Below are 1,087 nucleotides of genomic sequence, written 5' to 3'. Positions count from 1 at the left end.
GGCAGAGTAAAACTTGAAGTGCGACATAAACCACCTAATTAATTTAAAGGGTTTATGGAGTATATAAAATTGTCATACCATCATCTTAACTTTGAAGATCGTACTGCATTAATGCTTGAGTCAAGAAAAGAAGGCTTTTCAGCCAGAAAATTTGCTGAACTCATTAAAAGACATCCTAGTACGATCTATCGTGAGCTTAAAAGAAATAGCATCAATGACGTTTATCAAGCTCGATATGCTTCTGATAACACCTTCGCTAGACGTAGACGTGGTCACAGAAAACTCAAAATCGATTCAATCCTCTGGAAATTTATTGTTGAAGCGATCCGTTGTTTATGGTCTCCTCAGCAAATAGCAAAACGTTTAAAGACATTTCCTGATTTGGATCAAACAATGAATGTAAGCCATACAACGATTTATTCAACGATACGAGCATTACCAAAGGGTGAGTTGAAAAAAGACTTATTATCCTGTCTGCGTCATGAAAATAAAAAGCGAAAAGCTAACGGTGAACCTAAAAAAGATTCTATATTACAGGATATTAAAACTATTCATGAGCGCCCAGCCGAAGTTCAAGAAAGAAAAATACCGGGTCATTGGGAAGCTGATTTAATTAAAGGTAAAGACAATAAAAGTTCGATAGCAACACTTATTGAACGAAATACACGGCTCTGTATCTTGGCAACATTACCTGATGCAAAGGCAGAATCAGTGCGCAAGGCTTTAACTGAAGCTCTGAAATATTTACCTGCAGAACTGCGTAAAACGTTGACCTATGACCGTGGACGCGAGATGGCAGAACATAAAATACTTGAAGAAGATTTAGGCATAGATGTATATTTCTGTGACCCACATTCACCCTGGCAAAAAGGCACATGCGAAAATATGAATGGTTTAATTAGGCAATATTTACCTAAAGGGATTGATTTAAATCAGGCAGATCAGCATTATTTAAATCAAGTTGCCATGTCACTGAATACTCGTCCTAGAAAAGCGTTAGATTGGCTTACACCATTAGAGAAATTTGCTCAGCTTGTTGATTATCATAAGACTTTTCAAACTGTCGCACCTCATGTTTGAATTCGCC

Annotated in this window: 1 protein-coding gene; it reads left to right on the top strand. The window is 37.1% G+C overall.

Going from position 1 to position 1,087, the window contains the following annotated elements:
- Nucleotides 1–111: 111 nt before the first annotated feature.
- Nucleotides 112–1,080, top strand: a complete 969-nt coding sequence (locus tag GGG_RS0118905) for an IS30 family transposase (protein ID WP_014538385.1) — start codon at nucleotides 112–114, stop codon at nucleotides 1,078–1,080.
- Nucleotides 1,081–1,087 lie beyond the last annotated feature (7 nt).

The organism is Acinetobacter sp. P8-3-8 (assembly GCF_000214135.1).
GTDB lineage: Bacteria > Pseudomonadota > Gammaproteobacteria > Pseudomonadales > Moraxellaceae > Acinetobacter.
This window is presented reverse-complemented; position numbering and strand designations above follow the sequence as displayed.

What these genes read in the sequence shown, in the direction of transcription:
- GGG_RS0118905 (WP_014538385.1), top strand. Translation starts at nt 112, where the DNA reads ATGCTTGAGTCAAGAAAAGAAGGCTTTTCAGCCAGAAAATTTGCTGAA.